Annotated in this window: 25 protein-coding genes; 10 read left to right on the top strand and 15 right to left on the bottom strand. The window is 60.9% G+C overall.

Annotated features, from left to right (window positions below):
- Position 1: 1 nt before the first annotated feature.
- From FNU76_RS07840 to FNU76_RS07870, 7 genes are all read right to left on the bottom strand, one after another.
- Positions 2-2,227: a CHASE2 domain-containing protein gene (locus tag FNU76_RS07840; RefSeq protein WP_144277677.1), complete on the bottom strand. Its 2,226-nt coding sequence runs from the start codon at positions 2,225-2,227 to the stop codon at positions 2-4.
- 57 nt (positions 2,228-2,284) lie between these two features.
- A complete protein-coding gene (locus tag FNU76_RS07845) occupies positions 2,285-3,052 on the bottom strand; it encodes an FHA domain-containing protein (protein WP_144277678.1) in 768 nt (255 codons plus the stop codon).
- A gap of 18 nt (positions 3,053-3,070) precedes the next feature.
- Positions 3,071-3,901 carry a Stp1/IreP family PP2C-type Ser/Thr phosphatase gene (locus FNU76_RS07850; RefSeq protein ID WP_179958393.1) on the bottom strand — a complete coding sequence of 277 codons (831 nt, stop codon included), beginning with the start codon at positions 3,899-3,901 and terminating at the stop codon, positions 3,071-3,073.
- A gap of 10 nt (positions 3,902-3,911) precedes the next feature.
- Positions 3,912-6,434, bottom strand: coding sequence for a CHASE2 domain-containing serine/threonine-protein kinase (locus tag FNU76_RS07855; RefSeq protein WP_144277679.1), 2,523 nt, complete (start codon positions 6,432-6,434; stop codon positions 3,912-3,914).
- Positions 6,435-6,612: 178 nt separating this feature from the next.
- Positions 6,613-7,464 (bottom strand): J domain-containing protein, encoded by an 852-nt coding sequence (locus tag FNU76_RS07860; RefSeq protein WP_144277680.1) that lies wholly within the window; start codon positions 7,462-7,464, stop codon positions 6,613-6,615.
- A gap of 33 nt (positions 7,465-7,497) precedes the next feature.
- The gene (locus FNU76_RS07865) at positions 7,498-9,207 is read right to left on the bottom strand and encodes an Hsp70 family protein (protein WP_144277681.1); all 1,710 of its coding nucleotides are present in this window, start codon (positions 9,205-9,207) and stop codon (positions 7,498-7,500) included.
- 49 nt (positions 9,208-9,256) lie between these two features.
- Positions 9,257-9,451, bottom strand: a complete 195-nt coding sequence (locus tag FNU76_RS07870; RefSeq protein WP_144277682.1) for a hypothetical protein — start codon at positions 9,449-9,451, stop codon at positions 9,257-9,259.
- Here FNU76_RS07870 and FNU76_RS07875 point away from each other — a divergent pair.
- From FNU76_RS07875 to FNU76_RS07885, 3 genes are read left to right on the top strand one after another with little or no spacing between them, the layout of a single operon-like run.
- The gene (locus FNU76_RS07875; RefSeq protein WP_144277683.1) at positions 9,450-9,971 is read left to right on the top strand and encodes a cytochrome b; all 522 of its coding nucleotides are present in this window, start codon (positions 9,450-9,452) and stop codon (positions 9,969-9,971) included. The two genes, FNU76_RS07870 and FNU76_RS07875, sit on opposite strands and share 2 nt — an antisense overlap.
- A 40-nt stretch (positions 9,972-10,011) precedes the next feature.
- Entirely contained in the window at positions 10,012-10,554 is a 543-nt protein-coding gene (locus FNU76_RS07880; RefSeq protein ID WP_144277684.1) for a YceI family protein, read from the top strand.
- 37 nt (positions 10,555-10,591) lie between these two features.
- Positions 10,592-11,161 carry a YceI family protein gene (locus FNU76_RS07885; RefSeq protein WP_144277685.1) on the top strand — a complete coding sequence of 190 codons (570 nt, stop codon included), beginning with the start codon at positions 10,592-10,594 and terminating at the stop codon, positions 11,159-11,161.
- A gap of 294 nt (positions 11,162-11,455) precedes the next feature.
- On the opposite strand, the gene FNU76_RS07890 is transcribed toward FNU76_RS07885, so the two are convergent.
- A complete protein-coding gene (locus tag FNU76_RS07890; RefSeq protein ID WP_144277686.1) occupies positions 11,456-12,553 on the bottom strand; it encodes an IS5 family transposase in 1,098 nt (365 codons plus the stop codon).
- Between the two features lie 464 nt (positions 12,554-13,017).
- On the opposite strand from FNU76_RS07890, the gene FNU76_RS07895 reads away from it, so the two are divergent.
- Complete coding sequence (locus tag FNU76_RS07895; RefSeq protein ID WP_144277687.1) at positions 13,018-13,851, top strand: papain-like cysteine protease family protein; 834 nt, start codon at positions 13,018-13,020, stop codon at positions 13,849-13,851.
- 267 nt (positions 13,852-14,118) lie between these two features.
- Complete coding sequence (locus FNU76_RS07900; protein ID WP_144277688.1) at positions 14,119-15,114, top strand: M48 family metallopeptidase; 996 nt, start codon at positions 14,119-14,121, stop codon at positions 15,112-15,114.
- Positions 15,115-15,166: 52 nt separating this feature from the next.
- Here FNU76_RS07900 and FNU76_RS07905 read toward each other — a convergent pair whose 3' ends face one another.
- The 4 genes from FNU76_RS07905 to FNU76_RS07920 all read right to left on the bottom strand — a co-directional run bounded on the left by FNU76_RS07905 (position 15,167) and on the right by FNU76_RS07920 (position 19,060).
- On the bottom strand, positions 15,167-16,207 hold the full coding sequence (locus FNU76_RS07905) for a sulfate/molybdate ABC transporter ATP-binding protein (RefSeq protein ID WP_144277689.1): 1,041 nt from the start codon (positions 16,205-16,207) through the stop codon (positions 15,167-15,169).
- Positions 16,208-16,219: 12 nt separating this feature from the next.
- Positions 16,220-17,095: a sulfate ABC transporter permease subunit CysW gene (gene cysW / locus FNU76_RS07910; RefSeq protein ID WP_144277690.1), complete on the bottom strand. Its 876-nt coding sequence runs from the start codon at positions 17,093-17,095 to the stop codon at positions 16,220-16,222.
- A 50-nt stretch (positions 17,096-17,145) separates the two neighbouring features.
- A complete protein-coding gene (gene cysT / locus FNU76_RS07915; RefSeq protein ID WP_144277691.1) occupies positions 17,146-17,979 on the bottom strand; it encodes a sulfate ABC transporter permease subunit CysT in 834 nt (277 codons plus the stop codon).
- A gap of 79 nt (positions 17,980-18,058) precedes the next feature.
- Complete coding sequence (locus tag FNU76_RS07920) at positions 18,059-19,060, bottom strand: sulfate ABC transporter substrate-binding protein (RefSeq protein WP_144277692.1); 1,002 nt, start codon at positions 19,058-19,060, stop codon at positions 18,059-18,061.
- A gap of 311 nt (positions 19,061-19,371) precedes the next feature.
- Between FNU76_RS07920 and FNU76_RS07925 the strand changes: the two genes are divergently transcribed.
- From FNU76_RS07925 to FNU76_RS07945, 5 genes are all read left to right on the top strand, one after another.
- Positions 19,372-20,739 carry a pyridoxal-phosphate dependent enzyme gene (locus FNU76_RS07925; protein ID WP_144277693.1) on the top strand — a complete coding sequence of 456 codons (1,368 nt, stop codon included), beginning with the start codon at positions 19,372-19,374 and terminating at the stop codon, positions 20,737-20,739.
- Positions 20,740-20,810: 71 nt separating this feature from the next.
- Positions 20,811-21,959 carry a trans-sulfuration enzyme family protein gene (locus FNU76_RS07930; RefSeq protein ID WP_144277694.1) on the top strand — a complete coding sequence of 383 codons (1,149 nt, stop codon included), beginning with the start codon at positions 20,811-20,813 and terminating at the stop codon, positions 21,957-21,959.
- Positions 21,956-22,528 (top strand): class I SAM-dependent methyltransferase, encoded by a 573-nt coding sequence (locus tag FNU76_RS07935; RefSeq protein WP_144277695.1) that lies wholly within the window; start codon positions 21,956-21,958, stop codon positions 22,526-22,528. Before FNU76_RS07930 ends, FNU76_RS07935 begins: the two co-directional genes overlap by 4 nt.
- Positions 22,529-22,560: 32 nt before the next feature.
- On the top strand, positions 22,561-23,346 hold the full coding sequence (locus FNU76_RS07940; protein ID WP_144277696.1) for a transporter substrate-binding domain-containing protein: 786 nt from the start codon (positions 22,561-22,563) through the stop codon (positions 23,344-23,346).
- Between the two features lie 73 nt (positions 23,347-23,419).
- On the top strand, positions 23,420-24,076 hold the full coding sequence (locus FNU76_RS07945; RefSeq protein WP_144277697.1) for an amino acid ABC transporter permease: 657 nt from the start codon (positions 23,420-23,422) through the stop codon (positions 24,074-24,076).
- Here FNU76_RS07945 and FNU76_RS07950 read toward each other — a convergent pair.
- The 3 genes from FNU76_RS07950 to FNU76_RS07960 form a co-directional block, all read right to left on the bottom strand.
- Positions 24,073-24,603, bottom strand: a complete 531-nt coding sequence (locus FNU76_RS07950) for a hypothetical protein (protein ID WP_144277698.1) — start codon at positions 24,601-24,603, stop codon at positions 24,073-24,075. The two genes, FNU76_RS07945 and FNU76_RS07950, sit on opposite strands and share 4 nt — an antisense overlap.
- A gap of 75 nt (positions 24,604-24,678) precedes the next feature.
- Positions 24,679-25,317 (bottom strand): peroxiredoxin, encoded by a 639-nt coding sequence (locus FNU76_RS07955; RefSeq protein WP_144277699.1) that lies wholly within the window; start codon positions 25,315-25,317, stop codon positions 24,679-24,681.
- Positions 25,318-25,581: 264 nt separating this feature from the next.
- Positions 25,582-26,583: a sulfate ABC transporter substrate-binding protein gene (locus FNU76_RS07960; RefSeq protein WP_144277700.1), complete on the bottom strand. Its 1,002-nt coding sequence runs from the start codon at positions 26,581-26,583 to the stop codon at positions 25,582-25,584.
- Between the last annotated feature and the right edge of the window lie 27 nt (positions 26,584-26,610).

Below are 26,610 nucleotides of genomic sequence, written 5' to 3' on the forward strand. Positions count from 1 at the left end.
ACTATTTGGTGTCGAATTCATACACGCCATCCCAGTCCTCGGGCGGCGCGGTCTTGCGAAAGGCGGCGATACGGTCCAGATAAACCTGATATAGCTTGAAATCGGTGCGTTGGTTCTTCAGATTGATCAGCTGCAATTCGGCCATATCCCAATTCTGGGCACGATAGAGTTTGAGGATGCCGTGAAATAGTTCGACTTCGCTTTTCTGCGCCTTGTCCAGCGCCCGGATCTCGCCCAGCGGCTCATAGATGGTGACCGGTTCGTCCTTGCCCTTCACGCGCACGCGGTCCAGTTCGCGGAAGGCGATGGTGTCCTTGACCGCTTCGCGGGTCTGCTCGCCCACGATCATGCCCACCCCATACTGCTTGGTGATGCTCTCCAGCCGTGACGCCAGGTTGACCGCATCGCCCATCACCGTATAGGCCTTGCGGATCTGCGAGCCCATATCGCCCACGGTCATCCGGCCGGTATTCACCCCCACCCCGATATGGATTTCCGGCCAGCCCCGCTCCCGCATCCTGGGCCCCAGGTCGTGCATGGCGCGCTGCATGGCCAGGCCCGCCAATACCGCGTTGCGGGCGTGGTCGGGATCGTGGATGGGCGCGCCCCAGAACGCCATCACGCAATCGCCCATGTACTTGTCGATGGTGCCGAGGTACTGGGTGCGGATCACTTCCGACAGGGTCGTGAGGAACTCGTTCATAAAACGGGTGAGTTCCTTCGGCTCCATGCTTTCCGAGATGGTGGTAAAGCTGCGCACATCGGAGAACAGCACGGTCAATTCGCGGCTTTGGCCGTCCATGGAATACTTTTCCGGCTGCTCGCTCATCTTGGCGACCAGTTCGGGCGGCACATACTGGCCGAACAGGCTGGCCATCTGCTTCTTATTACGTGTTTCGAAGAAATAGCCATAGGCCATGGAGATGGCATAGAGCAACCCGATGCTGAGCAAGGTCGAGGCCAGCGGCAGCGCCAGCCCGCTGTATTTCCACAAGGCGAAGTCGCCGGCGGTCACCAATAGCGCGAGCACCACGGTGACCAGCGTGCCGGGCAGCGGATTGAAGCGCAGCAGGGCGAAGATCAATATCCCGCTGGTAAGCAGCAGCATCACGATCTCACCCGCCCGTAGGTAGTCGGGCTGGGCTGGCAGGGCATTGTCCATCATGCCGGCGATCAGATTGGCGTGGATTTCCACACCGGGATAAACCGGGTCCACCGGCGCGACCCGCAAATCCTTCAGTCCCGGCGCCGTGGTACCGATCAGTACCATGCGGCCGGCCAGGTCGCTCATCTTGATCCGGTCGTTCAATACATCGCTGGCGGAGACATACTTGAAGCTGCGCTGCTTGCCGCGAAACGGCACCAGGGCGCGCAGGCTTTCATCCACCGGCACGCGCAAGGGCCCGACCTTCAGCCATTCCAGCGGCTGGTAGGATTTCAGCGGCGATTCGCCATAGATCGGTTCCAGCTTGGGGAAGCTCAGATAGGTGCGCACCATGGCCAGCGACAGCGATTCGTAGTACTTGCCCTCATGCTCCACCAGCAGCGCGACCCGCCGGGTCACCCCGTCGGTGTCGGTGATGGGATTGAAATGGCCGGCCGAACTGGCCTGGCCGATCAGCACGGGCAGATTGCCGCCATAGCCTTCGGCCACCAGCGGCGCCACGCTGCGTCCCTTGAAGACGCCGGCCGGCAAGACCGGCTTGGGCAATTCGCCGGCACGCGGGGTCTTGGGTTCGAAGCTGAAGTAATAACCGAGTACCACCGGTTTGTCCTTGAGGCTGGCGGCAAACACGCGGTCGTAGTCCAGCCCGGCCTCCATCGCGGCCAGCTTGGCCTGGAAGCCGGCATCGTCCTTCAGCTCGCCGGCAGCCAACTTCCGCAAGACCGGCAGGCCGGAGCTATCGTCCCGCTCGGCGAACACGATGTCGAATCCCACCGCCGCCACCCGATACTGGCCTGTCAGTTTGTCCACCAGCCGGGCCACCACGTTGCGCGGCCAAGGCCAGCGCCCGATTTCGGCCAGGCTCTTTTCATCCAGGTCGACCACCACCACCCGGGGATCCTCGCCTTCGGGCATGGTCGAAACAACCCTGGCATCGTAGAGCCAAAGGTCGATCTGCTGAATCACCCTGGGTCGCCAGATCTCGGCCGCGTAGCCGAAAAAGAACACCAGGACGCCCAGGCTCAACAGCAACTGCAACCAGTATTTGCGTAGCGTTTTCATGCCAGCTTTGACTAAAAAAACGATTAAACAACCCTTATCGGTCGTGCCGGGCCAGGGCTATTTGTAATAGAACTCCATCTTCACGCCGGCCAGTTCGATCACATCATGGTCCTTCAGCAGCTCGGCCTGCACGCCGATCTGGTTGCCGTTGACCAGCGGACGGCTGGGGCCTTCCACATGGGTAATAAAGAAACCGGTGGGCCGGCGGGTGAGAATGGCAACCTGCACGCCCGGCTTGCCCAGCGAGGTCAGATTCTTGACCAGCTCCAGCGATTTGCCGGCATTGCCGCCGGTCAATACCTTGATCGCGGCGGGGCGGTCATCGGTGCTGGGCGCCGGCTTGGGGGCCGATTGCGGCAGTTCCATCACGGTGTCGCCGGAGCGATAGACCGGCGTCGCCGTGGCCGGCTTGGGCGGAGGCGGCGCGCTTGCCGCAGCCGGCGCGGCGGGCGCGGCCGGCTTGACCGCACCGGGCCGTATCACCATGGTCTTTTCGAAGTCTTCCTGGCCGCCGCCCGCGGCAGCCTTGGCGGCGCCGGTCTCTTGCATGAACTTGAGCTTGTATTTGCCCAATTCCACCAGATCGCCATCCTGCAGCAACTGGCGTTGCACCGGCTGACCGTTCACCTGGGTGCCATTGGTGCTTTCCAGGTCTTCCAGGAAGACGTCGTTGCCTATCATGTTCAGGCGTGCGTGTTCGCCGGATACCGCCAGATTGTCTATCTGGATATCGTTATGCGCCTTGCGCCCGATGGTGACGGTATTCTTTTCCAGCTTGTACTCGCGCAGCACCATGCCGTCGAGGCTCAGTATCAATTTGGACATCAATTATTCCTTCTCAAATCAGCCAGCCAACCAGCCAAACAGGCGGGCCCATAGTCCACGTTCTGCAGCGAAACTCCGATTGATGCGGACCAGTATGACGGATACATTGTCCCGTCCACCATTGTCGTTTGCCATTTGCACCAATTGTTCGGCCGCCAGGGGCAGATTGCCCGCCAGGGTGGTCAATACCAGTGCGATGTCGGGGTCGTCCACCATATCGTTCAGTCCATCCGAACAGAGTAGGTAGATATCGCCCACCTTGACATCGAAATCGTTCAGCTCGGGGTCGAGCTGCGGATCGATACCGACGGCACGGGTGACCAGATTCTTGTTTTGCGAACGGCGCGCTTCTTCCGCGGTGATCAGGCCGCTGTCGAGCTGCTCCTGCAGCAGCGAGTGATCGCGGGTCAACGCCAGGAAATTGCCCTCGCGCATCCGATATAAGCGCGAATCGCCGACATGGGCGGTGGTCAGGCGATTGTCGTAGAACAGGGCGCTGACCAGGGTGGTCCCCATGCCGGCGCATTGCGGCTGACTCTGCGCGGTCTGGAATATGGCCAGATTGGCTTTCTCCACTTCCAGGCGCAAGATCCGGTGGGCCGCCGGCTTTCCGCTCATCGACTCGGTCGCATGCGGCGGCACCACCTCGATGGCGGCCTTGATGCCCTGGGCCAGCAAGGTAGTGGCAATCCCGCTCGCTACCTCGCCTGCGTTATAGCCGCCCATGCCGTCGGCCAGGATGGCCAAGCCGGCATCCGGATCATAGGCAATCGCGTCCTCATTATGACCGCGCACCATGCCGGCATCGGACAGGCCATGGATTTCAAGTGCGTGAGCTAACGTCTTCATCGGCGCATCCTCACAGTTCCGCTACGCATTTTTTCAGCGCATCGGCAAATTCCTGGCCGTTCTGGAAGCGCTCATCGGCATTCTTCTTGAGCGCCCGGTCGATCACCGCGACCACACAGTCCGGCAGATTCGGGTTCAGGTCCTTGGGGTTGGTATAGGGTTCGTTGGCGATACGGTACATCAGCTCGGCCATCGACTCGCCCTTGAAGGGCAGCGTGCCCACGCTCATCTGGTAGAGCATCACGCCGAGCGAGAACAGGTCCGAGCGGCCATCGATCTTCTTGCCAGACAGCTGTTCCGGCGACATATAGCTGGGCGTACCCAGCACCATGCCGGTCTTGGTCTTGGACGAATCGGTAATGCGGGCGATGCCGAAGTCGGTCACCTTGACGATCTTGGTCTGCATTTCATACATGATGTTGGCAGGCTTGATATCGCGGTGCGCCACATGCTGCTTGTGCGCATAGTCCAGCGCTTCGGCCGTCTGCACGGCGATATGGATGACATCGAATATGGGCAGCAACTGGCCCGCCTTGGTGTGCGGCGCCAGATCCTTGCCCTTGAGGAATTCCATGGCGATGTAGCAAAGATCGTGTTCCTCGCCGGCATCGTAGATGGTGACGATATTGGGATGGTTCAGGCGCCCGGCGGTTTCGGCCTCGCGGAAGAAGCGGGTACGGGCCTCTTCCAGCTCGTCCGGTTCGAACTCCTGGCTCAGCGCCATGGTCTTGATGGCCACCACGCGGCCAATCTTGGGATCGCGCCCAAGGTAAACCACGCCCATGGCGCCCTTGCCCAGCTCCTTCTCCACCTGGTAGCGGCCCAGCATGGGCTTTTCGATGGCGCCGCCTTCCAGGATCAGCGTACTGGCATTGCTGCGGCCACTGGCGCCGCCGAGGATAACGGTTTCGGCCATCTGCTTGGCACGGTTGAGCTTGCTGTCCAGATCCTTGAACTTGGGATTGAAGCTGGCCATATGCTTGTAGACCGACTCCGCCTTGTTGAACTGGCGCTTGCGCTCGAAATCCAGCGCCAGGTTGTAGAGCAGCTCCATTACCGAATCGTCCATCGGCACCTTGCGGAACTTGTCGAAAGCCATATCCAGCTGGCCCTGGCCCTGGAAGGCCAGACCCAGCATGCGGTTGGACTCGGCCGCGCTCAGTTCGGATGCTTCCATGCCCCGCTCGGTGACCAGGAAACGCTTGGTGGTCAGGATCAGGTGGCCGACCAGCAACAGGGCGGCCGGCGTCATCAACTCCAGCCACAGCAGCTTGGTGGTCATCAAGACGAAATGGGTCGCCAGCAGGGCCGTGAACAAGGCCGTGGTCACCAGGGCGCCCTGGCCGGCGCTCAACCGCGGCAGCAAGGCGATCAGGTAGGCGGCCACCAGGAGCGACAGGCCCAGCTTGAGGAAGTAGGACCAGGTCGGATTGGTGAAATAGTCCTGCTGCAGGATACTGGACACGCTATGCGCCATCACTTCCACCGGCGTCATGGTCGGCGAGATCGGCGTGACGAAGCTGGAGCCCACGCCTGCGGCGGTAGCGCCGATCAGCACGATCTTGTCGCGGTATTTATCCACCGGGATCTTGCCGCTCGCCACGTCATAGAAGGAATCGACCGGAATGGCGGACTTGCCGTCCTGGTTCTTGTAGAAATAGGTGAACAGCGAGGAATACGGCTGGGTTTGCAGGGTAAGCCCGCCCAACTGCACCGATTCGCCAAAGCGGGTGATGATCTGCTGCGGCTTCAGGTTCAAGCTCTTGGCGGCGGTCAGCAGGGCCAGCGAGGGATAGAGCTGATCGTAATAGCGCAGGACCAGCAACTCCTCCCGCACCACGCCGTCCACATCCGGCACGGCGGTCAGGTGGCCGATGCCGGCGGCCTTCTCACCCAGCTTCGGGATAGGCGCCACCATGGCGCGGGTGGGAACCGGCAGGCCCTTTTCGGGATCGCCACCGCCAGCCACCTCGTTCTTTTGTACAAAAGCGGGCGTATCGCTATCGGGATTGCCTTGCGGTTGGCCTTTTTCCAGCAGCATGGGCAGCAGCACATTGCCGGCTCGCCCCAGGCTGGCCGCCAGCTGCGCATCGAAATCCAGTTTGACCGCGGCTTCCGCCAACAGGGCGCCGAAACGATCCGGCGGTGCGTCCATGCCGGCCATGGCCTCGGCCTGCTGTTTCTTGTAGAGATCCAGCAACTGCTTGATATAGGCCGCCCCCTTGTCCTGCTGCGGCTCGGTGAACAGCACGGTGCTGACGATCACCTTGGGCTTGGCGGCGGCCAGCTTGTCCAGGAACTGCGCGTGGATCTCGCGCGACCATGGCCAACGGCCGATATTGTCCAGGCTCTGCTGGTCGATGGCGATAATGGCGATGCGATCGCTGGGCGCCCGGCTGGTCATGCTGACGCCGGTGTCGTAGGCCTTGCGCTCAAGGCTGGCCAGCGTATTGGTACTGAGCGCCACCAGGGTAAATACCACCACCACCACGATGCCGACGAACCAATCCGCTTTCCAAAAAGCACTTTTCATTGTTTCTTCCCTGCCCCGGGTACTTTTCGAGTTGTTGCAAGAGTAGATGGCTAACGCGCGCAACGCCAGTTCGCAGGCCGTTTCCGGGCGTGAAAAATCGGCTTGCGAAAAGGCCGCGACTCGGAACCAGGCGGGTCGCGGCTTCGCAAGCGGCTCGGATTTCCTTTACCCGACCAGCCTATCTTCCGCCAAAAGGTAACAGGCCCAGCTGTTTACCGAAGTCCGCCCAGGCTTCCGGATGGTATTCGGCAAGATGCCGATGGTCCTTCTGCCAGGAGAACAATTCCACCACCCGGCGATTGAATTGGGCAGGCGCCGGTTGCAGTGCCGACAGACCGACCATCAGCTCCGCTTCGAATAGATGCCGCACGTCCACATTGACCAGCATCTCGTCGTCGGCCAGGCGTGCCAACTCGCCGATGGCCTCCAACTCATGGCCCATCTCCAGCAGGTCGAGCAAGCCATCGACCGATTCCAGTGCATCCGCTTCCTTCAGCCGCAGGCGCAGCCACTCCACGGTCTTGGGGTCCTTCTCGCCCAGCCAATTGCCCGGCTCGGCCCAACCGAACAGATTCATCGCGGCGCGCAGGAAGTCATCGTGATTGGCCTCGATATCACAGCACACCCACAGGATGCCGTCTTCCAGCAGGCGCCAAAGCACCGGGTCGCGGCCAGCGGGCTCGCGCAAGGCAAGCCGGTCCAGCAGGGCGTCCAGCGCCGCCATGGTCTCCTCGCTACCGCCCCGCTCGTTCAGTTCGGCCAGTTGTTCGATATAGGGCCGCAGCAATTGCTCGGCCGCGACTTCGTCGGTACTACGCGCCATCTCGTCCGGCGCGCCGGCAGGCGGCTGCCTGGCCAGCTCGTCGGATTGGAACAAGGCCTCTTCGAATGCACTGCGCAGAGCCTGGAAGGCTTGTGGATCGTCCTCGGGCCGGGTGGTCTTCAGCAAACGGGCATAGGCACGCTTGATCTCTCGTTCATCCGGCGTAGGCGCAAGGCCTAGCAACTGCCAGCATGGTGCATGGGTCATGGAATACCTTTTGGGCTATCGTTCAGGAAGGGCCTACAGCCAGCCATCCCCTTCGATTTCGTCGAGGAACTGCTTTAGTTCGGTGCGCGCCGGCAGGATCAATGCCTCATCCTGCGATTCCAGCACAGCCTGGAAGCGCGCGGTTTCCTGCGCCAGCCACTGTCGCTGTTCGCCCAGCAACTGCTGGTAGAGCCGGTCCGCCCGCGCCAGCAAGGTGGCATTCGGCAGCAACTCGCGTGGGTGGATCTTGAGTTTGGCCAGGGCGGCCAGCCTTTCCTCGATTTGCTCCGGGCTCAGCACGCCCGGGTTGTCTTCGATGAGGAGGCGATGCTTCTCGCCGGTCTCGGCTACCGTCATCTCCGCTTCGAGCAGCCCATTGACGTCATAGGTGAAGCGGACCGCCACGCTGATCTGGCCGGCCGGGCGCGGCGGCACCGGCAGGATCAATTCGCCCAGGAAGATATTGTCCTTCACCAGCCGGCTTTCACCCTGGAAGATGCTGACGTGCAGGGCCGGCTGGTTGTCCACGATGGTGCTGACGATCTGCTCGCGCGAGATCGGCACCACCGAGTTGCGTTCGATGATGGGCAGGTAGAAGCCGGGCTGGAAACGCCCCGGGCCCAACTGCTCGCTGACCTCGATACCCAGCGAATAGGGACAGACATCGGTCATCACCACTTCGCTCAGCGCGACGTCGCGGGCCTTCAAGCCCGCCATCACGGCCGCACCGCGCGCCACCACTTCGTCCGGATTCAGATTCATGGCCGGCATGCGGCCGAACAGCTTGGCTACCAGCTTGCGTACCAGCGGCTTACGGGTTGCGCCGCCGGCCAGCACGACCTGGTCCAGGTCGATCGCCTTCAAGCGCGAATCGCGCAGGGCTTTTTCTATCGGCTCGCGCAAGCGTTTCAGCAAGGGTTCGCACAGCTTGAGGAAATCGCCGTCGCTCAAGGTCCAGCTCAGCGGCTCGCCCGCGTGCAGCACGGTCATGGTGGCCGTCGGCGCACCGGTCAGCGCGCGCTTGGCCTGTTCCGCCTGCTTGCGCAGGTTCTGGTAGACCGCTGGATCGGCGGTCTTGTCCGTCAGGCCATGCTGTTTGCCGACCGCAGCGATAAAGCCATCGATCAGGGCTTCGCTGAAATCCTCGCCGCCCAGGAAGTTGTCGCCGGCGCTGGCGCGTACCTCCATCACCCCTTCGAATAATTCGAGGATGGAAATATCGAAAGTGCCGCCACCCAGGTCAAAAACCAGAAAGCGGCTTTCCGGCTCGCTTTGATGCAGGCCGTAAGCCAGCGCCGCGGCGGTGGGTTCGTTCACCAGCCGCTCCACTTTCAGGCCGGCCAGTTGGCCGGCGATTTTGGTCGCCTTGCGCTGGGCATCACTGAAATAGGCCGGCACGGTAATCACCGCCTCCTCCACCGGCTCGCCCAGGTAGCGCTCGGCATCGGCCTTGAGCGACTTGAGTACCAAGGCGGACAGTTCCTCCGGCCGGAAAGCCTGGCTACCGAGCAGGGTCTTCCGATCCGAGCCCATATAGCGCTTGAAGACGGCGGCGGTCAGCTGCGGATGGGTGATCAGGCGCTCGCGCGCCGCCAGGCCGACCAGCACCGCGCCATCGGCATCCAGGCCGACGACGGAGGGGGTAAGCATGTCGCCGAGGGCATTGGGGATCAGCTCCACCTGCCCATCGCGCCATACCGAAACAAGGCTGTTGGTCGTGCCAAGGTCGATGCCAATAATCATGTATTACTGCTTTCCAGGTAGTGAACTGAAAATAAACGGCTATTTTACGTCAGAGCGCCATGGGCGCGGTCTGCATAGGTGATCCGGCGCCCTGCCGGGCGCTGTTAGCGGCCAGGCACTTTGTTCGCCTTTTTTGAACAAAATCTTTAAAAAGCTCCGCTATCGTTTCGGCGAGCCAGGCGGAATAATGCCTTCCCATTGAAGAAGTTTGAAGCAGCGACTGCTCAAAAAAGGGAATCATCATGCCAAACAAATACACGCTACCGGCCCGGCTACTGCATTGGCTGATCGCGCTGGGCATCATTACCGCGTTCACCCTGGCCCTGAACTTCGATGGCATGCCGCTGAGCCTCGCCAAGCTCAAGCTGATCAACTACCACAAATGGGTGGGTATCAGCGTGTTGGGCTTGGTGGCCATCCGGCTGCTGTGGCGCCTGACCCATCGGCCGCCCGCCATGCCAGGCCATATGGCTGCCTGGGAAAAAACCGTCGCCCATGTCACCCATGGCGTGCTCTACCTGCTGATGTTCGGCGTCCCGCTTGGGGGTTGGCTGTATTCCTCGGCCAAGGGTTTCCCGGTAGTCTGGCTGGGTCTGGTGCAATTGCCCCAGCTGCTGGAAAAGGACGAGGCCCTGGCCACGACGCTCAAGGAAATGCACGGGCTGGCCGCCTGGATCCTGATCGGCCTGGCGGTACTGCACGCCGCCGCCGCCTTGAAACACCGTTTTATCGACCGCGACGACGTTTTGCAACGCATGCTGTAAGCGCACGTCGAAGCGCAGCTTAGATCCGGAGAAATTGTTTATGAATCGATTCGCCCTTTCGTCCATCTTGCTGGCCCTGCTGGGCACCGCCCAGGCCGCCCCCATCGACGCGGCCAAGAGTTCGGTGAAGTTCGTGTTTACCCAGATGAATGTGCCGGTGGAAGGTCAATTCAAGAAATTCGCTGCCGATATCGCCTTCGATGCGGCCAAGCCGGAAGCCGGCAAGGTCAGCATCTCGGTGGATCTTGCCGCTACCGATGCCGGCAGCAGCGATGCCAACCAGGCGGTGCAACTGAAGGAATGGTTCAACACACCGGCTTTTCCGCGCGCCACCTTCACCGCCACCCAGTTCAAGACCGTGTCGCCCGGCAAGTTCCAGGCCGTCGGCCAATTCGGCCTCAAGGGCCGCAGCGCCAATTTGACCGTGCCCTTCACGGTGCGCGCTGAAGGTAATGGCCAATGGTTTGAAGGCAGCTTCCCCTTGTCGCGCCTTGCCTGGAAGGTCGGCGAAGGCGAATGGGCCGATGTGGGCGCCGTAGCCGATGCCGTTCAGGTTAAATTCAAGCTTTTTGTTCCAAAGTAAGCCCTACCGTCTGTTCATCTCAATGGAGTCAAGTCCGATGCAATCCAAACTGATCGCCCTGCTCGTCGCAGCCGGCCTCTCTGCCACTTCCTTCGCCGCCACCGAAAAATTCGTCCTCGACGCCACGCACACCTACCCCAGCTTTGAAGTCGACCACCTGGGGTTCTCGATGGCACGCGGCTTTTTCAAGGACACCACCGGCACGCTGGAACTGGACCGTAGCGCCAAGTCGGGCAAGCTCGCCGCCGTGATCAAGACCGCATCGCTGGAAACCGGCCTGGCCAAGCGCGACGAGCATCTGCGCAGCAAGGATTTCTTCAACACGGCCGAATTCCCCACCGCCACCGTCAAGGCCGACAGCTTCAAGTTCGACGGTGAAAAGCCGGTGGAAGCCACTGGCAACCTGACCATGCTGGGCGTGACCAAGCCGGTCACCCTGAAGATCACCCCGCTGCGTTGCGATGTGCGCATGGGCACCGACTTCGTTTGTGGCGCGGATGTGGTTACCACCATCAAGCGTAGCGACTGGGGCATGAAGACTTACCTGCCCTTTATCGGCGACGATGTGAAGATTGCCGTGCAGGTTGAGGCGGTCAAGCAGAAGTAAGCGGATTGGAGGTAAGAAGGGCGGTGGATTTATCCATCGCCTTTTTTTATGCTTTTCCAGCAAGCGCCGACGCAAGGGAAACACCGATTTAATGCGCCAACGAGCGCAAGCGAGGCTCCCTCGCGGCGGGTGCGTGGTTGTTGCCCCTTTAGCAGGGTGGCGAGAAACACCTCCCTTCCTTCGGATTATGTCCGTCCTGCTGTTTTTTCCAGCGCAGGACGTACGCTGTACCCTCTTTCAAGGTAATTTTTCCCCGCCAGTCCACCCTGGCCCAGACAGCGGACGGACTGATCCCTATACCGTCGCAGGCCGTGTCAGATTCAGCAGACGCGTCAGATTCAGCAGACGCGTCGGGTTGTAAGCCGCAAAGGTGAACAATGCTTGCCCGGAGAGTTTCTCCAATCCTTTATGCCGCGTCTTGCGTAAACCACCCACCGTCTTGATCCAGCCAAAAGCCTCTTCAATCATCTTGCGCCGGCGCAGGCTCAGCGCATAACCCTTGCCCCGTGCCGTTCGACCATCCACCGCGCTGCCCGTGGTTTTGCGGGCCACGTGGGCCTTGATGCCGCGTCGTTTGAGAGCACTCACGAAACTGTCTACGTCATAGCCCTTGTCCGCACCCACCGTGGCATTGGGCTTGCGGACGCTGCGCGCAATCATCTGTTCTGCAGCCTCCCATTCGGCACGACCGTTAGCTTGCGTCGTCTCCACATCAACGCTTAGGCCGTTACGATTCTCAGCCAGTGCGTGAGTCATATAGCGCAGTTTGGCCTCGGTAAACTCCCCCTTTTTGTACAGCCGCGACTGCGGGTCGGTGCTACTTTCGTGCGTGGCGTTACTGCGCTTCTCGCCTTTGAAGTCCACCTCGGGGTTGCGGCCAGCGGGCCGATCTGGCCCATCTCCATCCTTACGCACGAAGCTTTTATGGCTGGCCCAGGCTTCGATCAGGGTGCCGTCCACACTGAAATGCTCGTCCGACACAAAGCCCTTCCATTCGGCGAGGTACAACACGCGCTGGAAGAATTCCCGGCCCATATCCGTGCAGAGTAGGCGGTCACGATTGATGCTGAACACCGTGCGATCCCACACGGCTTCATCCATATCCAGGCCTACAAACCAGCGGAACAGCAGGTTGTATTCCAGCTGCTCCATCAGCAACCGCTCGCTGCGGACGGTAAACAGAATTTGCAGCAGCAGAGCGCGCAGCAGGTGTTCGGGTGGAATCGACGGACGACCGGTATGTGAATAGCGCTCGCCCAATATCGTGCTCATATTCGCGAGGATGCCATCGACCAGGATGCGCAGCCGGCGCAGCGGGTGATCGACGGGGACGCGATGTTCGAGGCTCACATAGCTGAACATCGACGGTTGGGGATTCTCTTGGCCGCGCATGGGAAATCTGGAAAAGTAGGGTGCTGTTTGAGTACCGAATTCTGCCTCAAAACCCGCGTCACAGCAGGGGTTCGGAGTTTCTCACCAGCCTGTTAGGGGCTTACAACCACGGCCTACCCTTTACGGGTATTGCCGGGTGATGAGCCGCAGCTTGGGAATCCGCAATATTTCAGTGCGTCCCAAGCGCTTGACACAGCAGGCTTGGCACAATCGATTAATATCACTGTGGAAGCACACTACTTTCGAATTCCACGGGAGTCGTTTTCGATATTTTGCATATTTTTTCAGAAGCCATTAATTGCAAGATTGCTAAACTTATCACTCCATTCTGTCAGCAAAAAGCATTCAGAAGGGTTATTCAACCGGCCGGCAAAGCCGCCCTTACCATCCCCCGTGTATTGCACCAGGAGGCTTTGTCGTCCTTAATTATTTAATATGGCCACACTGATGGCAGGAGATATATTTTGGTAGGAATTATTGCAAATAATACGTCGCGCAATGTTTATATGGACGCACAAGGGCATGGCGCATCCCCTGCCGGGCTCACCCGGTTGAATGGAAGCAGCTATGAAGTCGAGCAATGTCGTGAGCAGGGAGAAAACTCCGCCTACTTAGGCGGTGTTAAAGGCACGGCGCGGGACTTGGCACCGAAGCAGCTTAAAAGCACGGCCGTAGACGCTACGCAATCCAGGAAATACCCTCCCATGTCGCTATGTGACACCATGTGCAAGCGGTCATGGGGGGAGAATGACCTTTTTTCCGACGACGAAATCATCGCGAAATCCGATATAATTAAGCAAGTAGTCATATCCAATGAATATCACGAGGTGCCCGTACTGTACACCGCGCATGGGAAACCGATTATCCAGCAGCAAGCGGCGCGCGGATGTACGGCTGCGGTTACAGCCATGCTTATCATGGAGCATGGAAAGGAACCAGATGTAGGCGCATTGGTAAGCAGGAATTTGGGGAACAGCGATCTTCAAGCTTGCGATATAAAAAAAGCCGGGTTACTTCCCATTAAGAACACGGTGAAAGATTTAAAAGAGCTGAAAACCGCAATCGATGAAAACGGACCTGCAATTGTCGTGCTGCATGATAAATTAGGTGGCCATGTCGTTGTGGCTGATGATGTTTCTGCCGATCTTGCGGAAGTCAGATTGCGCGACCCCCACCACGGATGGGAGATTACGGTCGGCGTTGATGCTTTTATAGCAGAATGGGAAATCACAAACCCAATGACGGGTGATTTCATCCTGGGGACGAGCAAAGAAATCATGCAAGTTCAAGCTGCGTAATACTCCCTATAGTTGATTTTCACGCCTCGCTGCGGGCCCTTTCGGCCCGCACGGGGGTGGCGAATGACTTAAAGCCGCCAGCCTCGCTCGTGGCAGATCGTGATTCGCTACCCATCGAGCGGCAGCTGGATCTGCGTGGAAAAACACGCCGATTTGAGACAAAGCCGACTATTTACCTCGCCGTGCGTAACACACTCCCCTACCATGCGCGACGGTCGCTCGAGCGGCCCTCGATAAAAAAGCACTATCAATCCAGGGAAGTTTGTAATGCAAACACAATTGGTCTATCCGAAGGAAAAGACGCTTTTCGCCATCCTGGCGACGCTGGCGGCGATATTCTGGCTGTTGATCATCCTAGGCACGCTGGGCATGGCCCTGTTCTATGTGCTGATGTTCTTCGTCTTCTATCTGTTCGCCCAGTCCGGCTTTATTTCATACATCAAGGGTACTGCGGTACGTATCACGCCCGAACAACTGCCTGTGCTACATGCCCGCATTGCCGAATGCGCCGGCAAGATCGGCATGCGGACCCTGCCGGAAGCCTACCTGCTGCGCAGCGACGGCCTCTTTAATGCCTTCGCCACCAAGTTCCTCGGCCGCAACTACATTGCCCTGTATGCCGAACTGGTGGACGCCTTGCTGGACCGCCCCGATGCACTGAATTTCTATATCGGCCACGAACTGGGCCATCTGCATCGCAAGCACCTCAGCCACGGTCCGCTACTGGCGCCGGTGGCCTGGCTGCCGCTGATCGGACCAGCCTACTCCCGTGCGCGCGAGTACACCTGCGACCGCTATGGCCTGCGCTGCTGCCCCAATCCAAGCGACGCCGCCCATGCCGTGGCGGTACTGGCCGCCGGCGGCAAGCACGCCAAGGTGATGGACCATGATGCCTATGTGGGACAAACCATTGAGACCAGCGGCTTCTGGATGTCCTTCCACGAATTGGTGGGCGACTATCCCTGGCTGGTGAAACGCCTGCACGCGGTACGTGAGCTGGGAGCCGGCCGCGAGCCCGTCATGCCGGGCCGCAATCCGATTGCCGGCCTGTTTGCCTTGTTCGTACCGCGTAGCGGCATGCCTTCCGGCGGCGGCGGCATCATTGTGATCGTTGCCATGGTGGGCATCCTGGCCGCCATCGCGATCCCGCAGTACCAGATCTATACCCAAAAGGCGAAACAAGCCGCCGAGGCGGCCGCCATGATGGAACAGATGCGTGAGGCGAAACCGGCCGAGGGCGAACCGGAGGCCTCGACGGACTAAGGCTGGCGGGAGGGGTGCAAAGCCCCTCCCCCGCTTTTCCCGACACAGCGTTTCAGATCGAGTAATCCTCGGCGAACACCCTGGCGCTGCGCGGCCGGATATAGACCCGCTCGCCGGCCTGGTAGCGCTGGCCGGCGAAGGCCTCGCGGCTCAGCTCCGCCTCGACCGGATCGCCATTTTCCAGGCTCAGTTCCAAGCGGACGATGGAGCCGATGGCACGGACATGGTCCACCTTGGCGGGCAGCGACTGGCCCACCGCTTCGCGGCTCAGTTCGATATCATGCGGCCGAACGTAGGCAATGGCGCCGTCGCCTTGCGGGCCTTGATGCCCCACATCGGCAAAGCCGGCATGCACGCGGCTGTGGAAGAGATTCACGTCGCCGAGGAACTGATAGACAAACGGGGTGGCCGGCGTGTCGTACACCTCTTCCGGCGTACCGACCTGTTCGATCCTGCCCTTGTTCATCACCACCACCCGATCGGCCACTTCCAGGGCTTCTTCCTGGTCATGGGTCACGAATACCGAAGTGACATGCACTTCCTCGTGCAGCCGTTTCAACCAGCGGCGCAATTCCTTGCGTACCTTGGTATCCAGTGCGCCGAACGGTTCGTCCAGCAACAGCACCTTGGGCTCGACCGCCAAGGCCCGGGCCAGGGCGATGCGCTGGCGCTGGCCGCCCGATAGCTGGGCCGGATAGCGGTCGGCCAGCCAGTCCAACTGCACCAGGTTCAATAGATCGTGCACCCGGCGCTTGATCTCGCTGTCCGACGGCCGGGTCTGCTTGGGCCTGACCCGCAAGCCGAAGGCGACATTCTCGAATACCGTCATATGCCGAAACAAGGCGTAGTGCTGAAAGACGAAGCCGACCTGCCGCTCGCGCACATGCTTGTCGGTGGTATCTTCGCCATGAAACAGGATCTGGCCGGAATCCGGCGTTTCCAAGCCGGCAATGATGCGCAGCAGGGTGGTCTTGCCGCAGCCGGACGGCCCCAGCAAGGCCAGCAGTTCGCCGGTTTCGACCTTGAGATCGACGTTGCCCAGGGCGGTGAAGCTACCGAACTGCTTGGCGATGGATTGGATTTCGATGCTCATGATGGCTCGCTTTCACTCGTCGTAGGCGGCACGGGCATCCGCCGCGCGCTGCCGTTCGGTCTGCCATTCCACCCAGGTCTTGGCCACCAGGGTGACCAGGGCCAGCAAGGCCAGAATGGAGGCACAGGCAAACGCCGCTACAAAGTTGTACTCGTTGTACAGAATCTCTACATGCAGGGGGATGGTATTGGTCATGCCGCGGATATGGCCCGATACCACGCTCACCGCACCGAACTCGCCCATGGCCCGGGCATTGCACAGGATCACCCCGTACAGCAGGCCCCATTTGATATTGGGCAAGGTAATGCGCCGGAAAGTGGTCCAGCCGCTGGCGCCCAGCACCATGGCAGCCTGTTCTTCCTCGGTGCCCTGCGCTTCCATCAAGGGAATCAGTTCGCGGGCGACAAAGGGGAAGGTCACGAAGATGGTGGCCAGGACGATGCCGGGCACGGCGAAGATGATCTTGATGTCATGTTCCTGCAGCCATGGCCCCAGCCACCCCTGTGCGCCAAAGATCAGCACATAGACCAGCCCCGCCACCACCGGCGAAACGGAGAACGGCAGGTCGATCAGGGTGATCAACAGGCTTTTGCCCTTGAAATCGAACTTGGCGATGGCCCAGGCGGCCGCCACGCCGAATACCAGATTGAAGGGGACGGAAATCGCCGTGGCGATCAGTGTCAGCTGGACCGCCGCCAGCGCATCTGGCTCGCGCAGGGCTTCCCAATAAAGATCCCAGCCCTTGCGCAGCGCTTCGGCGAATACCGACACCAGCGGCAGCACCAGGAACAGGCCGAGAAAGGCCAGCGCCGCGCCGACCAGGGTCCAGCGGACCCAGGCTTGTTCGGTGGTGGCGACGGAACGCGTGGCGGTATTGAGTTGATGCATGGCCCTTACCCTGTAATACCGGGCGGCGGCCCGGTCGAGATAGCTGGTTGTTACTTGCGCATGCCGTGGCGCTTGGCATGCCACCACTGCAGCAGGTTGATCAGCAGGATCAACGTGAAGGACAGGCCCAGCATGACGGTGGCGATGGCGGTCGCGCCCACGTAGTCATACTGTTCCAGCTTGCCGATGATCAGTAGCGGGGTAATTTCGGATTCGAACGGGATATTGCCGGCGATAAAGATCACGGAGCCGTACTCGCCGATGGCGCGGGCGAACGCCAGGGTAAAGCCGGTCAACAGGGCCGGCATGGCGGCCGGGAAGATGATCTTGCAGAACGTCTGCCAGCGGTTGGCGCCCAGGCAGGCGGCCGCCTCTTCCAGTTCCGGCTCCAGGTCCTGCAACACCGGCTGTACGGTGCGCACGACAAAGGGCAGGCCGATAAAGGTCAGCGCCAGCACGATGCCCAGCGGCTTGAAGGCGACTTCGATGCCGAAGGGCGCGAGTAGCGAGCCTATCCAGCCATTGGGTGCGTACAGATTGGTCAGGGCGATGCCGGCCACCGCGGTAGGCAGGGCAAAGGGCAGATCCACCAGGGCGTCGACCAGGCGCTTGCCGGGAAAGCGGTAGCGCACCAGCACCCAGGCCACCAGCAGGCCGGCGAACAGATTGATCAGCGCGGCCAGCAGGCTGGCGCCAAAGGTAAGTTTATAAGCGGCCAGAACCCGCGGCGTCGTCACCACCGCCCAGAATTCGGCCAGGCTCAGGCTGCTGGTCTTGATGATCAGCGCCGACAGCGGCAGCAGGACGATCAGGCTGAGATAGACGATGGTGTAGCCGAAGGCGAGGCCAAAACCGGGAAGAACGCTGGCTTGTTTTAGACGCATGAGGGCGCTTGGCTTGAACTTGTCGATGAATGCCCGGCGACGGCCGCCTGGGCGCCCGCCGCCTCATGGCGTGGTCTTGTCATTTACGGCTATAGATCTGATCGAAGCTGCCGCCATCGTCGAAGTGGGTCTTTTGCGCCCGGCGCCAACCGCCGAATACCTCGTCCACGGTGAACAGCGCGACGGGTGGGAACTGGCTGGCGTACTTCTTCAAGATGGCAGGATCCTGCGGGCGCAGATAGTTCTGCGCGGCAATCTCTTGCGCGGCCGGCGTCCACAGGAATCGCAGGTAGGCTTCCGCCACCTTGCGGCTACCCTTGCGCTCGACCACCTTGTCCACCACGGTGACCGGCGGTTCCGCCCGTACCGATAGTGAAGGGTAGACCACTTCAAAGCCGCCGCGGCCAAACTCGCGGGCGATCATTTCGGCCTCGTTCTCGAAGGTCAGCAAGACATCGCCGATATTGCGCTGCATGAAGGTGGTGGTGGCCGCACGGCCGCCCGCGTCCAATATTGGAACATTGGCCAGCATCTTGCCGACGAATTCGCGCGCTTTCTGCTCGTTGCCGCCCGGTTGCTTGAGGGCATAGCCCCAGGCTGCCAGATAACTGTAGCGGCCGTTGCCGGTCACCTTGGGATTGGCCATGATCACTTGCACGCCCGGCTTGACCAGGTCGCCCCAGTCGCGGATCGCCTTGGGATTGCCCTTACGTACGATCAGCACTTGCAGGCTGGTGAAGGGCAAGCTGTTGTTAGGGAGGCGGCTGGCCCAGTTTTCGGGAATCAACTTGGCTTTGTCGTGGAGCGCATCGATGTCCGGCGGCATATTCATGGTGATGACATCCGCCTCCAGGCCGTCGATCACCGCCCTGGCCTGCTTGCCCGAGCCGCCGTGCGACTGCTGGATCTGTACCGCTTCACCGGTCTTGGCCTGGTAGTCACGCTGGAAGGCCGGGTTTAGATCCTTATAGAAGTCACGCATCACGTCATAGGAGACATTCAGCAATGTCGGCGCGGCCATCGCGGCAGCGGACAAGCTGCCGGCCAGTGCGGCGGCGATCAGACGGGTAAGCTTCGGCATGGGATGAACCTGGAGAGTGACTAGCGATGCCGAGGATAGCAAGTCACCTTTATTCCCATAAATAATGGTTTATTTGTGTCAAATAACTAAAATCCGAAGCTCGCCCGACGAAACCGGCGAAGGCGCTGAAAACGCTGCCACCGGTGCCGATAGTGATGCGTTCAGCTAGCCAAGGGACGACTCTTAATTCCAATTAAGAATAAAAATGTAATTTTTAAGAACTTTAAGTTACTTAACCGGGGCGTTAACATCCGCCCGATTGCACGCCTACCGATTCGATCGGTGCGTGTCACTTTCCCCATGAGGTATTCATGTCGTTTGACCCGCTTCTCGGCCTGATCGGCCAGACCCCGCTGGTAAAGCTGACCAAGCTTGATACCGGCCCGTGTGAACTGTTCGTCAAGATGGAAAGCCACAACCCGGGTGGCTCCATCAAGGATCGTATCGCCTTGACCATGATCGAGGCCGCCGAACGCGATGGCAGCCTCAAGCCCGGCGGCATCATCGTCGAAGCCACCGCCGGCAATACCGGCCTGGGTCTGGCCCTGGTGGCCGTACGCAAGGGCTACAAGCTGAAACTGGTGGTGCCGGACAAGATGAGCCTGGAGAAGATCTTCCATCTCAAGGCACTGGGCGCCGAAGTCCTGATCACCCGCTCCGACGTGGCCAAGGGGCATCCGCTCTACTATCAGGACTACGCCCGCCGCATTGCGGAAGAAACGCCTGGCGCCTTCTATATCGACCAGTTCAACAATGAAGCCAACCCTGCCGCCCACGAGCACGGTACCGGCCCGGAAATCTGGCAGCAGACCGGCCACGATGTCGATGCGGTGGTGGTCGGCGTCGGCTCCAGCGGCACCCTCACCGGCCTGAGCCGCTTCTTCAAGCGGGCGGACCCGGCGGTGGAATTCGTGCTGGCGGATCCGGTGGGCTCCATCCTGGCCGATTACGTCGAAACCGGCAGCTATGGCGAAGCCGGCAGCTGGCGGGTGGAAGGCATAGGCGAGGACTTCGTGCCCTCCATCGCCGATTTCAGTTCGGTACGCCAGGCCTTCCGTATCTCCGATGCGGAAAGTATCGATGTCGCCCGCCAGTTGCTGGACATGGAAGGCATTCTGGCCGGCTCGTCCACGGGCACGCTGGTCGCCGCCGCCCTGCGCTATTGCCGGGCGCAGACCACGCCGAAGCGGGTGGTGACCTTTATCTGCGACAGCGGCAATAAATACCTGTCCAAGCAATACAACGACGGCTGGCTGATCGACCAAGGCCTGAAAAGCCTGCCGCGCCAAGGCAACCTCACCGACCTGATCACCCGCCGCCACGACCTCGGCGCCACCATCACCTGCCGCCCCGATGAAACGCTGGCCGATACCTATGCCCGCATGCGTCGCCACGACGTCTCGCAGTTGCCGGTGTTGGAAGGCGATAGCGAAGTGGTTGGCCTGATCGACGAGTGGGATCTCTTGCTGGCCGTGCACGACGAGCCGGAGAACTTCCGCCTGCCGGTGCGCAAGGCCATGAGCACCGTGCTGGAAACCCTGTCGCCGGCCGATTCGACCGAGAAACTGCTGCGTGTCTTCAACGATGGCCACGTCGCCATTGTGGTGGAGCATGGCCGCTTCCTTGGCTTGATCACCCAGTCGGACCTGATCAACCACTGGCGCCAGCGTATCCGCTGATCGCGGCGGGTAGGGGTTAGCCCCCTACCCTGGCCTGGACGCCCGTCCCGTCTTCCCCATTAGGAAAACCCATGTCCCATATCGACACCCTTAGCGTGCACGCCGGCTATACCCCGGACGCCACCGGCGCCGTGATGCCGCCGATCTACACCAGTTCGACCTTCGCCCAAAAGGCACCGGGCGAGCACAGCGGCTACGAGTACGCCCGCAGCGGCAACCCTACTCGTGGCGCTTTCGAAAAAGCACTGGCCGAACTGGAAGGCGGCGTCGCCGGCTTCGCCTTCGCATCCGGCCTGGCGGCGATGTCCACCGTCCTGGAACTGCTCGATGCCGGCAGCGAGATCGTTGCGCTGGATGACCTGTACGGCGGCGCCTGGCGCCTGTTCGAAAAGGTGCGGAGCCGCACCGCCGGACTGAAGACCCGCTACGTCGCACCGGATGATATCGCCGCCCTGCGCGATGCCATCACCCCCGCCACCAAGCTGGTCTGGCTGGAAATCCCCACCAATCCGCTGCTGAAGATCGCCGACCTGGCCACCGTGGTGGAAGCCGCCCATGCGGTGGGCGCCCTGGTGGTGGTGGATGCCACCTTCTCCACGCCCTACCTGCTCAAACCGCTCGACTACGGCGTGGATATCGTGCTGCACTCGGTGACCAAGTATCTGAACGGCCACTCCGATGTGATCGGCGGCGCGGTGATCGTGCGTACGCCAGAACTGGCCGAGCGGCTGGCCTATCTGCAGAACGCGGTGGGCGGGGTGATGGATCCGTTCTCCAGTTTCCTGGCATTGCGCGGCCTGCGTACCCTGCCCTTGCGCATGCAACGCCACAGCAGCAATGGCCTGGCGGTGGCGGAATGGCTGTCGGCACAAGCCGGGGTGGAAAAGATCGCCTACCCGGGCTTGCCAAGCCATCCGCAACACGAATTGGCAAAACGCCAGTTCCCTCGTGGCTTCGGCGGCATCGTCACCATCTGGCTGAAGGCCGATGATGCCGGCGTGCGCCGCTTCCTGGCGGCCCTGAAGGTCTTTACCCTGGCCGAAAGCCTCGGTGGCGTGGAGAGCCTGGTCAACCTGCCCTGGGCCATGACCCACGGTTCCATCCCGGAAGACAACCGGCTGCGGCGCGGCATTACCCCCAATCTGCTCCGTCTATCGGTTGGCGTGGAGCATATCGACGACCTGTTGGCCGACCTGGCCGCGGGCTTGGCCGCACTGTGATCAATACGCCGACGCTCGCCTTCCTGCGCGCCATTCTGCACTCGCCCGGCGAGATCGGCGCGGTGGCCCCGTCTTCGTCACGCCTGGCGAAGGCGATGGCGGCCGCCGCCCAATCGCTGGACCGGGGTGGCCTGGTGATCGAAGCCGGCCCCGGCAGCGGGGCCTTGACCGGCGCGCTGGTCGAAGCGTTCGGCTACGGTCGCTTGCGGGTGGTCGAGCAGTCGAGCGTGTTGTCCAGCGTATTGCAGGCGCGCTATCCCGGCCTCGCCGTAGAAAATGGCCGTATCGAGCAAGCGCTGGACGAATGTGGATTGCAGCCGGACAACAGCCTGCTGATTTCGTCCATCCCGTTCAAGTCGCTGGCGCCGGCGCAGACGCGCCTGCTCAGCCGGCGCTATATCGAGTACGTCCAGGCCGGCGGCCGTGTCCTGCAATTCAGCTATGGCCGCCAGCCACCGTTTTCCACCCTCCCCGGCGAACCCGGCTGGCGCCCCTTGCGAAGGGTCTGGTGGAACCTGCCGCCAGCCCGGCTATGGGTGCTTGCCGCAACGCCTGGCGTCCCCATCTAGTTATTTCCTTCCACACAGCCGCGAGTAAGCCCATGCAAAGACGTTCACTCCTCTCCCTGTTCCTGCTGAGCGCCCTGGCCATCCATGCCTCCGCAGCCGATCTACTCGACACCGTCAAAGCCCGCGGTACGCTGAAAATCGCGGTGGAAGGCACCTATCCCCCGTTCAACTTCAAGAACGAAAAGGGACAGCTGGATGGCTTCGACGTGGAAATCGCCCAAGCGCTGGCCACCAAGCTCAATTTGAAGCCCGAATTCATCACCAGCGAATGGAGCGGCATCCTGGCGGGCCTGCAAACCGGCAAGTTCGATATCATCGTCAACCAGGTATCGGCAACCGATAAGCGGCGCGAAACCTTCGACTTCACCCAGCCGTATACGCTGTCCAGTGCGCAGCTGATCGTGCGCAAGGACGAAAAACGCAGTTTCAAAGGCCTGGCCGACCTCAAGGGCAAGAAACTGGGCGTGGGCCAAGGCAGTAACTACGCCGACCTGGCCCGCGCAGTGGAAGGGGTGGAAGTGAAAACCTACCCGGGCGCACCGGAATACCTGCAGGACCTGGCACTGGGCCGCCTGGACGCCGCCCTGAACGACAGCCTGCTGATTCCCTACCTGGTCAAGCAGACCAAGCTGCCGCTGAAGGGCGGCGCGGCGGTCGGCTCGGTGGAAGGCAGCGCCATCCCCTACCTGAAGGGCAACCCCAAGTTCGGCGCAGCATTGGACAAAGCCTTGGCCGATATCAAGGCCGACGGCAGCTTCAAGCGTATTTCCATCAAGTACTTCGAGCGAGATGTCAGCAAGCCCCTGGGCGCCAAGTAAAATGAAAGATTGCCGATAACGGTGTCTTTCCTCCACCGGCATGGCGCCCGGCGCCATGCCAATTGAAGTCCTCATGACCGACCTACTGCAATTATTGGGCAATGCCCTTCCCATCCTGCTGCATGCCACGGGCTGGACCCTGGTATTCGCCGTGTCGGCCATGCTGGGTGGCATGCTTGTCGCCACCGTGGTCACCTTTCTGCGCCTGCTCGGCCCCAGTTGGCTGAGCCGTCTGCTTGGGCTGTATATCAGTGCATTTCGCGGCACGCCCCTGCTGGTGCAAGTATTTGTGATCTATTACGGCCTGCCCAGCATAGGCATACAGTTCGAACCGCTACCGGCGGGCGTGCTGGCGCTCAGTCTCAATGCCGGCGCCTACTTGGCGGAAAGCCTGCGGGGCGCCATCGCGGGGGTCGCGGTTGGACAATGGCAGGCGGCTGCCAGCCTGGGGCTCAGCCGGCCGCAGGCGCTGCGCTATATCATCGCTCCGCAAGCCTTGCGCCTGGCCCTGCCTAGCCTGGGCAATACCTTGATCAGCCTGATCAAGGATACCTCGCTGGTATCGGTGATCGCCGTGACCGAACTGATGCTGGCGACCAAGGAACTGATCTCCACCAGCTTTCGTCCCCTGCCGCTTTATCTGGCTGCGGCGGCTATCTATTGGCTATTGAGCGTGGCCCTGGAACAGCTGCAGAAAAGGCTGGAAGCCCGGCTGGCCTTGCAGCGTTAATCGCAGACTGCTTCAGCGACATGAACGGCGAAACCTTCGCTCAGAAAGCCATCCAAGGTGGCCTGCGGCAGGCCGCCCGGGGTTTCCAGCACGATGCGGCTGGGGCTCAGATCGAAATGGGCGAGCATGCGGGCAAAGGTGTGGCCGTGCGCACTGCGGACATACTCGAACAAGCGCGGATGGATCGGCAGCACCAGGGGTAGGCTGGCCTCGGCCACGATAAAGTAATTCAAGGCGTGGATCAGCCGGCACAATCTATCGAGCTTGAGCAGGCCATCAGCGCCACTGGTCAGCCGGAACAAGCGCTCGGACGGAAAGGGTTCGCCATCCGGGCCCAAGGCAACCAGCCGCGCGCGGCATAGATTGGCCGAGCCAATCTGCAGCGTGTCGAAGCGGCTGCGCAATTCGCATTTGAAGAAACGGCCGACCACGCCGGACTCGTCCAGCACCAGTGGAAAACCGGCCACCCACTGGGCCGGCAAACTGGCGATGCGCTCGCTGAGCTGTCGCTGCGGTTCAAGTCCCATGGCGGTTCCCAGAAAAAATGCCCGGACAAGCCGGGCGTATTAGCGTCCTAAGAGTGATTCGAATATCGCCGATGCCTATTTGTTCGGCTGCGGCGTCAACCGCAGGTAGGGGCGCAGCGCGCGATAGCCCTTGGGGAAACGGCGTTGGATTTCGGCTTCGTCGGTCAGGCTGGGCACGATCACCACTTCGTCGCCATCCTGCCAATTGGCGGGCGTAGCCACCTTGTGCTCGTCGGTCAGTTGCAGCGAATCGATCACCCGCAGGATTTCATGGAAATTGCGGCCGGTGCTGGCCGGATAGGTCAGGGTCAGCCGGATCTTGCGGTCCGGGTCGATCACGAACACGGTACGCACGGTCAAGTTGGCCAGCGAATTCGGATGGATCATATCGTACAGCCCGGACACCTTGCGGTCGGCGTCGGCCAGGATGGGGAAATTCAGCCTGACGTTCTGGGTTTCTTCGATATCGCCTATCCAGCCCTTGTGCGACGCCAGCGTATCCACGCTGACGGCCAGGGCCTTGACATTGCGCTTGGCGAATTCGTCCTTCAGCTTGGCGGTAAGGCCCAGCTCGGTGGTGCAGACCGGGGTGAAATCGGCCGGATGGGAGAACAGCAGTACCCAGCTGGAACCCGCCCACTTGTGCAGCGAAATCGGGCCTTCGGTGGAGTCCTGGGTGAAATCGGGGGCGATATCGCCAAGTCGTAAGGTCATGGTCATTTCCTTCTTGGTAGGTTGAAAATGTGACGCCGAGCGAATCGCTGCATGCCTGCTAAGCCGGGTAGCAATCCGTCCGCATGGAACTACCAGTAACAAAATCCACTAACGAGTGCCAGCGAGGCTCCCTCGCGGCGGCGAGGGCGGGGGGAGTCGGACTAAACCAAGCGAGGGACAGTTCATTTGCCACTGACCGTTAACACCCGGCTCCGCCGGGTGCTGATTCGTTGATTCAGATTTCTACCTCCGGTTCTCAATGGCCTACTTACCGCTATAGATCTGGTCGAAAACGCCACCATCGACGAAGTGGGTCTTCTGGGCCTTCTGCCAACCGCCAAAAACATCATCGATCTTAAACAGAGTTACCTTGGAAAACTGCCTGGCATATTTGGCAGCTATCGTTGGATCGACTGGGCGGTAATAGTTCTGCGCCGCGATATCTTGTCCCACCGGGGAATACAGGTATTGCAGATAAGCCTCTGCCACCTTGGCGGTGCCATGCTTGGCGGCATTGCGGTCCACCACGGCGATGCTGGGCTCGGCCAGGATGGATATCGAGGGTGTGACAATGTCGAATTTGTCCGGGCCCAGTTCCTTCACCGACAGGTAGGCTTCGTTCTCCCAGGCGATCAGGACATCGCCGATGCCACGTTCCACGAAAGAGACGGTAGCGCCGCGCGCACCCGTGTCGAGCACCTTCACATGCTTGAACAGCTTGCCGACATAGTCGCGCGCACTTGCCTCGCTGCCGCCTGGCTGCTTCAGCGCCCAGCCCCAGGCAGCCAGATAGTTCCAGCGCGCGCCACCCGATGTCTTGGGATTGGGCGTGACGATTTCCACGCCAGGCTTGACCAGGTCGGCCCAGTCCTTGATCTGCTTGGGGTTGCCCTTGCGGACCAGGAAGACAATGGTGGATTGGTAAGGCGCGCTGTTATGCTGCAGCCGCTTCTGCCAATCCGGCGCCAGCAGCTTCGCCTTATCGGCGATCTCGTCCACATCATAGGCCAGTGCCAAGGTCACCACATCGGCTTCCAGGCCATCGATCACCGAACGCGCCTGCTTGCCCGAGCCGCCGTGCGACTGCCGGATGGTGACCGTATCGCCGCTCTTCTTCTGCCAGTACTGGGCGAAGGCCTTGTTGAAGTCCTGGTACAACTCGCGGGTGGGATCGTAGGAGACATTGAGCAGCTTGATATCGGCCGCCACGGCCGACAAGGGCAGCAAGGCTGCGGCTAGCAGGGTAAGCAAGGGCTTGCGATGCATCTGGGTCTCCGTGGATTGATTTTCGAC

The sequence above is a fragment of the Chitinimonas arctica genome, assembly GCF_007431345.1.
GTDB classification, from domain to species: Bacteria; Pseudomonadota; Gammaproteobacteria; order Burkholderiales; family Chitinimonadaceae; genus Chitinimonas; species Chitinimonas arctica.

What these genes read in the sequence shown, in the direction of transcription:
- FNU76_RS07870 (WP_144277682.1), bottom strand. Translation starts at nt 9,451, where the DNA reads ATGATGATTCCCTTTTTTGAGCAGTCGCTGCTTCAAACTTCTTCAATG.
- FNU76_RS07865 (WP_144277681.1), bottom strand. Translation starts at nt 9,207, where the DNA reads ATGATTATTGGCATCGACCTTGGCACGACCAACAGCCTTGTTTCGGTA.
- FNU76_RS07940 (WP_144277696.1), top strand. Translation starts at nt 22,561, where the DNA reads ATGCAAAGACGTTCACTCCTCTCCCTGTTCCTGCTGAGCGCCCTGGCC.
- FNU76_RS07960 (WP_144277700.1), bottom strand. Translation starts at nt 26,583, where the DNA reads ATGCATCGCAAGCCCTTGCTTACCCTGCTAGCCGCAGCCTTGCTGCCC.
- FNU76_RS07945 (WP_144277697.1), top strand. Translation starts at nt 23,420, where the DNA reads ATGACCGACCTACTGCAATTATTGGGCAATGCCCTTCCCATCCTGCTG.
- FNU76_RS07885 (WP_144277685.1), top strand. Translation starts at nt 10,592, where the DNA reads ATGCAATCCAAACTGATCGCCCTGCTCGTCGCAGCCGGCCTCTCTGCC.
- FNU76_RS07875 (WP_144277683.1), top strand. Translation starts at nt 9,450, where the DNA reads ATGCCAAACAAATACACGCTACCGGCCCGGCTACTGCATTGGCTGATC.
- FNU76_RS07860 (WP_144277680.1), bottom strand. Translation starts at nt 7,464, where the DNA reads ATGACCCATGCACCATGCTGGCAGTTGCTAGGCCTTGCGCCTACGCCG.
- FNU76_RS07880 (WP_144277684.1), top strand. Translation starts at nt 10,012, where the DNA reads ATGAATCGATTCGCCCTTTCGTCCATCTTGCTGGCCCTGCTGGGCACC.
- FNU76_RS07950 (WP_144277698.1), bottom strand. Translation starts at nt 24,603, where the DNA reads ATGGGACTTGAACCGCAGCGACAGCTCAGCGAGCGCATCGCCAGTTTG.
- FNU76_RS07930 (WP_144277694.1), top strand. Translation starts at nt 20,811, where the DNA reads ATGTCCCATATCGACACCCTTAGCGTGCACGCCGGCTATACCCCGGAC.
- FNU76_RS07920 (WP_144277692.1), bottom strand. Translation starts at nt 19,060, where the DNA reads ATGCCGAAGCTTACCCGTCTGATCGCCGCCGCACTGGCCGGCAGCTTG.
- FNU76_RS07840 (WP_144277677.1), bottom strand. Translation starts at nt 2,227, where the DNA reads ATGAAAACGCTACGCAAATACTGGTTGCAGTTGCTGTTGAGCCTGGGC.
- FNU76_RS07955 (WP_144277699.1), bottom strand. Translation starts at nt 25,317, where the DNA reads ATGACCTTACGACTTGGCGATATCGCCCCCGATTTCACCCAGGACTCC.
- FNU76_RS07855 (WP_144277679.1), bottom strand. Translation starts at nt 6,434, where the DNA reads ATGAAAAGTGCTTTTTGGAAAGCGGATTGGTTCGTCGGCATCGTGGTG.
- FNU76_RS07925 (WP_144277693.1), top strand. Translation starts at nt 19,372, where the DNA reads ATGTCGTTTGACCCGCTTCTCGGCCTGATCGGCCAGACCCCGCTGGTA.
- cysW (WP_144277690.1), bottom strand. Translation starts at nt 17,095, where the DNA reads ATGCATCAACTCAATACCGCCACGCGTTCCGTCGCCACCACCGAACAA.
- FNU76_RS07845 (WP_144277678.1), bottom strand. Translation starts at nt 3,052, where the DNA reads ATGTCCAAATTGATACTGAGCCTCGACGGCATGGTGCTGCGCGAGTAC.
- FNU76_RS07905 (WP_144277689.1), bottom strand. Translation starts at nt 16,207, where the DNA reads ATGAGCATCGAAATCCAATCCATCGCCAAGCAGTTCGGTAGCTTCACC.
- FNU76_RS07890 (WP_144277686.1), bottom strand. Translation starts at nt 12,553, where the DNA reads ATGCGCGGCCAAGAGAATCCCCAACCGTCGATGTTCAGCTATGTGAGC.
- cysT (WP_144277691.1), bottom strand. Translation starts at nt 17,979, where the DNA reads ATGCGTCTAAAACAAGCCAGCGTTCTTCCCGGTTTTGGCCTCGCCTTC.
- FNU76_RS07850 (WP_179958393.1), bottom strand. Translation starts at nt 3,901, where the DNA reads ATGAAGACGTTAGCTCACGCACTTGAAATCCATGGCCTGTCCGATGCC.
- FNU76_RS07900 (WP_144277688.1), top strand. Translation starts at nt 14,119, where the DNA reads ATGCAAACACAATTGGTCTATCCGAAGGAAAAGACGCTTTTCGCCATC.